Here is a 5667-nt window from a genome sequence, read left to right as displayed (position 1 = left end):
CTTTCAGAGTGGGACGACGAACATTCCGATTGCCATCGGACTGATCATCATGATGTTTCCGCCGCTGGCGAAGGTGCGCTATGAGAAGCTTGGCGAGGTGTTTCGCCGGAAGCGCGTGCTGGGGCTGTCGCTGTTGCAGAACTGGGTGATCGGCCCGGCGTTGATGTTCGCGCTCGCTGTCGTCTTTCTGCGCGGAGAACCGGCCTACATGCGCGGGTTGATCCTGATCGGCATTGCGCGCTGCATTGCGATGGTGCTGGTGTGGAATGAACTGGCGAACGGCGACACGGATTACGCGGCCGGATTGGTGGCGATCAATAGCGTTTTCCAAGTGCTCTTCTACAGCTTCTATGCGTGGGTATTTATCACGGTGTTGCCGCGCTGGTTTGGCCTCGAGGGCAGTGTTGTGGATGTGAGCATTGCGCAGATTGCGAAGAGCGTGGGCATTTATCTTGGCATTCCGTTTGTGTCGGGAATGGTGACGCGCTATGTGCTGATTCGGTTGAAGGGCGAGGAGTGGTATCGCACGCGCTTTATTCCGCGCATCAGCCCGCTGACGCTGGTGGCCCTGTTGTTCACGATCCTTGTGATGTTTTCGCTGAAGGGCGACCTGATTGTGCGGTTGCCGTTGGATGTGGTGCGCATTGCGATTCCGCTGGTGGTGTATTTCCTGATCATGTTTCTGGTGAGCTTCTGGATGGGTAAACGGCTAGGGGCGAATTACGCGCAGTCAGCGACGCTGTCATTCACCGCGGCCGGCAATAACTTTGAACTGGCGATTGCGGTGGCCGTGGCGGTGTTTGGATTGAATTCGGGCGAAGCGTTTGTGGGCGTGGTAGGGCCGCTGATTGAAGTTCCGGCTTTGATCGGGCTGGTGAATGTCGCGTTCTGGTTTCAGAAGCGCTACTTTGTTGTGGAACCTTTGGATGTAGCCGATCGGGCTGTTCGCTGAACGAAAGAGGCGATGGCGGGAAGGGATGGACATGGGGTTCGTGGTCTCCCACCCATGCCGCGATAACGCTGCGTCATGGATGGGGCACCCCAGGTCTGTGATTCGCTAATCCATTTTCATGCCGGGCATGGAGGAGTGGTCCATGTTGTCGTGGCCGTTGTCGTCATCGTCGACGGACCAGATTTTTGCCGGGTCTGACTCGTAGGGATAAACGTGGACCATCCAGCCGAAGACGTGAGGGAGAAAAACTCCGCCGGCCGCATCGCACTCTTGCTGCGTGTGAATGGAGCCGAGCAGGCCGAATTTCGCATTGGGGCCAAAGTAGGCGGCTTTTTGCCCGGCTGGCGCTTTGCAGAAATTGATGTGCTGATGCCAGCGCGCGATGCTGAGAGGAATGCGGCTGTTGATCTCATCTTCGCTTGCATCCACGCGATCGGTGTACATGACCCCGATGAGCTTGTAACCGCCGTCGGGAGTCTTGCGGTAGAGGAGCGAGGTCGGCTTGAGGGGGTCGAAGTGGCTCCATGCCTCCATGCCGTATGCGGCTTTCGTGAAGTGATATTGAGGTTGCGGGATATTGGGAAGGAAGATGCGATAGCCGTCGGCCAGAGCGCGGTGGTAGTCCTCGTAGGGAGCCATGGCTGCTTTTGCTGCAACGACGATCGCGTCTGCTTTCGCCTGATCGCCGGGTTGTTTCGGACGCAGGGTGGTCATGTACATGTGCCCGGACATGTGGGCCATGCCGCCGGACATTTCTGGCTGGTGGGAAGCGGGCTGGGATGTCTGTGCGTACGCTGCACGTGTGAGTAAGCCAATCGCTATAGCGACGGCTGTGGCGAAGTGAAATGCAGAACGTAGCCTTGACGGATATGCATGTGGGGACATTGCATGGACCTCCTGAGTTCAGACCACGGTCGCGACTCAATCCGAGGCTGAGGGTGTGAATGCATACGTTTTGACTGCTTGTTTGGTTCCGGGTTTACGCGCTGCAGAGGTCGAGAATGTGGAGTCAGCGAGCGCGTGAGCTGGCGATCAGGCGTTCGGATACGGCTTCGATGATCTGCTCGTGGACTTCGTCGATGGAAAGATTGCCTTCGATGAGGACTACGCGGGCCGGTTCGCGTCTCGCGATTTCGCGGTATTTTTCCCAGACTCGTTTGAAGAATTCGCCTTGCTCCAGTTCGAAGCGATTCTCGTCTTTGCCGGTGTGAGCGGCGGTGCGTTCGTTGCGATTGCGCGCGCGTGCGAGGCTTGAATCGAGCGAGGGGAGAAGCAGCAGTGTCAGGTCTGGCTGCAGATTGCCGCAGACCAGACGGTGCAGATCGAGCACGCGTTCTGAGCCGAGCTGGCGGCCGCCACCCTGGTAGGCCTCAGTGGAGTCAGTGAATCGATCGCAGAGGACCACTTTGCCGGCGGAGAGTGCCGGCGAGATTACTTCGGAGATGGCCTGAGCGCGGTCGGCGAACATGAGAGCCATCTCGGTCATGGGTGCGAGCGGGGTCGATCCGGAGTCGAGCAGCAGGGCGCGGATGCGGTCGCCGGTGGGGGTGCCACCGGGTTGGCGAGTGATGACCGGGTCGAGACCACGCTTTTGCATCCAGGCAGCCAGGCGCTTGATTTGCGTGGTTTTACCTGAGCCGTCAAGGCCCTCGAGGGTGATGAACAATCCGCGCGGCATGCCGAGAGTCTACCACCCATGCGTAATGCCGCGCGGTGCCGCGGGCGGGGTGACGACCCTGCTGAATTTGTGTTACAAACAGTTGATTCCTAATTCGAAGTCGGAGTCAATCTGTTTGACGGCCGATGTGCCGCGCGGTCTCTCTTTAGTCCTGCTGCAGGCTGTTGTTGCAGCGGACACGGTCCGACCCCTTCGACAACTACCGCGGTCGCCGGGGTACCCGGCTGACAGGAAATCCCGCACACATCACAAGCCGCTGTACGCCTGTTCTAACGGTAGGGAAACTTGCGGTCGTTCAATCTCGCTGAAATTGGAGTTATTGGATGTTAATGCTCTCTTACTTGAAAAGGCTCGCCGCCGTTGGCGCAATTGCGATGGTACTGTTTGCCACTGCACGTATAAACGCACAGAACCTGACCCTGGAAGGACAGACCGGTGGCTTTATCACGCCGACTGCCTACGTGGTCTTATCCAAGGATCATGTCTTCTCGTATCCGGCGATTGGTGTTCATTTTGTGAATGCATCGAGCGTGATCGGCAACGTGTACACGTTCAGCATTGAAGAGGGTATCGCGAACCGGGCGGAATTTGGTTATACGCGCAGCGTGCACACGGAAGGAAATAGCCCGGCGTTCAGCAGCCTGTGGGACTACTCGGGCATGAACGTATTCAACGGCAAGGTTGTGGCCGTCAAGGATGGGCAGTTTGGAGCGTGGACGCCGGGCATCGGAGCGGGATTCGTGGTGCGTACGGACGACAAGTTTGTAAGCGGCGCACTGAACGAGAAACTCTACGGAACTCTGAAGTCCTATACCAACGAAGATGTGTACGTGGCAGCAACGAAGACGTGGTTGAAGCCGCCGGTGCCGTTTCTGCTGAACTTCGGCTTCAAGATGACGAACGCGTCGATCTTTGGGCTGGGCGGACAGTCTACGCGGTTTATGGGACGGCTCTTTGGGGGCCTCGGGATTCCGATTCCACTGGGGCATAACCTGGCGGCTGTACCCGCGATTGGATTTACGCAGCAACCTCCAAACGTGGTGAACCTCGGCGCAATCCTGTTCCCCCCGGGAAGCGGCGCGCACATTCCAACCACCATGGACTACGCGGTGCGCGTGACGCAAAAGGACAATCCGCACTTTGCGTTTGATATAGGTATCGGCCATGTGGCTGGAGTGATCGGGCATACCGCAGTCCCGACCGGTGTTCCCAATCCGCCGTATGTAGTGATCCCGATCGATCTAAAGGCCAACAGCGTCTTCGGAACGGGCCTGAGTTACCGCTACTAACCAAATAGATTCGTTCCAGCAGTGGGGCACGCGCTAAGTTGTGTGCCCACTGCGATCTACTCAATTGACATAACTAAAGTGCCCAAGCGCGGTGCAACTTTCCGTGGCGCCATGGGTTTATGCCTGCGTAGTCTAAATATGCGGCAAGCTGTATCGATAACGATCTGGCCTTGAAGAGCGGGCCGGCAGCGAGAAGCTGTTGCTTCCTGGCTTTTAGCTGATCTTGCATCGTCATCGCAGCTTCAGGCCGCGCAAGGTCAACAATCCCGGCGGGCGGGGCAAGATGGATGCCGCTCGGAAACGGGTTCATGAAATTCGAGGAGGGTTCCCATGGGTTTACTTCGCAAATCGCGCTGGGTTCTTTTAGCGCTTCTGCTTTCTCTTGTCCCCGCATCTTCTTTTGCGGGTGTGTTAATCAGTGTCGGCTTTGCTCCGCCGGTGTTGCCGGTCTATGATCAGCCGCCCTGCCCGCAGCCGGGGTGGATGTGGACGCCGGGTTACTGGTCTTACGGCGACGACGGCTACTTCTGGGTGCCGGGCGCGTGGGTTCCTGCGCCTTATAGTGGCGCGCTATGGACGCCGCCCTACTGGGGCTGGTCAAGCGGGCTCTACGTTTTTCATCCCGGATACTGGGGACCGCACGTGGGCTTCTATGGCGGCGTGAACTATGGGTTCGGTTACATGGGCGTTGGCTTTGTGGGCGGCATGTGGCGCGGACACGATTTTGTGTATAACACCGCCGTGGTGCACGTGAACAACGTGTACATCCACAACACCTATGTCGATCGCACCGTGGTGGAGCGCAACACGATCGTCAACGAACACCGTGTCTCCTACAGCGGGGGCGAAGGCGGTATTCGCCATGAACCTGGACCCGAGGAGCGAGTGGCAATGAACGAACATCACATGGCAGCGACCTCGGTACAGGAGCAGCACATGCAGGCGGCGCGTTCCGATCGCGGCTTTTATGCGAAGAACAACGGTGGAAATCCGCATACTGCAGCAGCCGAGCGGCCCATGGGCTACAACAACAACCACGCCGCGGAAAACAACTCAAGGCCGCAACAGAACTCGTACAACAATAACCACGGCGCCGAGAGCCGGCCGCAATATCAGCAGCAACAGCAACAGCAACAGCATCAGCAACAACAGCATAAGCAGGAATACCAGCAACAGCACGGGAACGCCCAGCAGCCGCACGGCAACAACCAACAACCTCACAACGAGTCTCATCAAGCTCAACAGCATGAGCAGCCGCATGCGCAATCTCAGCACGAGCCGAAGGAGCCCAAAGAGCACAAATAGTCAGAAGCTGTGAATCTGGCGAGATTAACCAGAAAGCCCACGGCATGCCGTGGGCTTTTGTGTATGCGGATGGAAACCCCGGCTGCGCGGATCAGCCCGTAGGGGGTTGAAGCCCGGCGATTTCGATTTCGAGTCCGCCGAAGTCGGGATGAAGGTTCTCGCGGATGCGGTAGGCGACATCGATACGCGAGCCCTGCGACAGGCCCAATTCAGCCGAACGTGCAGCCATGTCCCAGCCGACGGCGCGGGTCGCAGCTACGCCGTCGTGCTGCGCCAGTTCCAGGCGAAGATGGCGTTCTTTCATGACGCGTGGTGCGGAGACGATGCGGACATTGCGTGTGATGAAGACGGGTTCGAGATTGCCGTGGCCCAGCGGTTCTAGCTTGCGCAGCCAGCCAGCGAGCACGGCGGTGATCTGATGCAGCGGCAACTCAGCGTGGATT

The 5667-nt window shown here is 58.2% G+C and carries 5 protein-coding genes and 1 pseudogene; 3 read left to right on the top strand and 3 right to left on the bottom strand.

From position 1 onward, the window contains the following. Positions 1 to 952, top strand: a 952-nt coding sequence (arsB, locus tag WA354_RS25150) for an ACR3 family arsenite efflux transporter (protein WP_472815777.1), incomplete at its 5' end; no start/stop codon positions are given. Positions 953 to 1057: 105 nt separating this feature from the next. Here arsB and WA354_RS25145 read toward each other — a convergent pair. Both WA354_RS25145 and tmk read right to left on the bottom strand, forming a co-directional pair. After that, positions 1058 to 1837, bottom strand: a complete 780-nt coding sequence (locus WA354_RS25145) for a hypothetical protein (protein ID WP_472815776.1) — start codon at positions 1835 to 1837, stop codon at positions 1058 to 1060. Positions 1838 to 1961: 124 nt separating this feature from the next. After that, a complete protein-coding gene (tmk, locus tag WA354_RS25140) occupies positions 1962 to 2630 on the bottom strand; it encodes a dTMP kinase (protein ID WP_472815775.1) in 669 nt (222 codons plus the stop codon). A gap of 323 nt (positions 2631 to 2953) precedes the next feature. Between tmk and WA354_RS25135 the strand changes: the two genes are divergently transcribed. Further along, a complete protein-coding gene (locus WA354_RS25135; protein ID WP_472815774.1) occupies positions 2954 to 3919 on the top strand; it encodes a hypothetical protein in 966 nt (321 codons plus the stop codon). A 330-nt stretch (positions 3920 to 4249) separates the two neighbouring features. Continuing rightward, entirely contained in the window at positions 4250 to 5224 is a 975-nt protein-coding gene (locus tag WA354_RS25130) for a YXWGXW repeat-containing protein (RefSeq protein ID WP_472815773.1), read from the top strand. 91 nt (positions 5225 to 5315) lie between these two features. On the opposite strand, the pseudogene WA354_RS25125 reads toward WA354_RS25130, so the two are convergent. Then, a pseudogene (locus tag WA354_RS25125) lies at positions 5316 to 5667 on the bottom strand (single-stranded-DNA-specific exonuclease RecJ); the annotation flags it as partial.

This window comes from Occallatibacter sp., from assembly GCF_049802275.1.
Classification (GTDB): domain Bacteria; phylum Acidobacteriota; class Terriglobia; order Terriglobales; family Acidobacteriaceae; genus Telmatobacter.
This window is presented reverse-complemented; position numbering and strand designations above follow the sequence as displayed.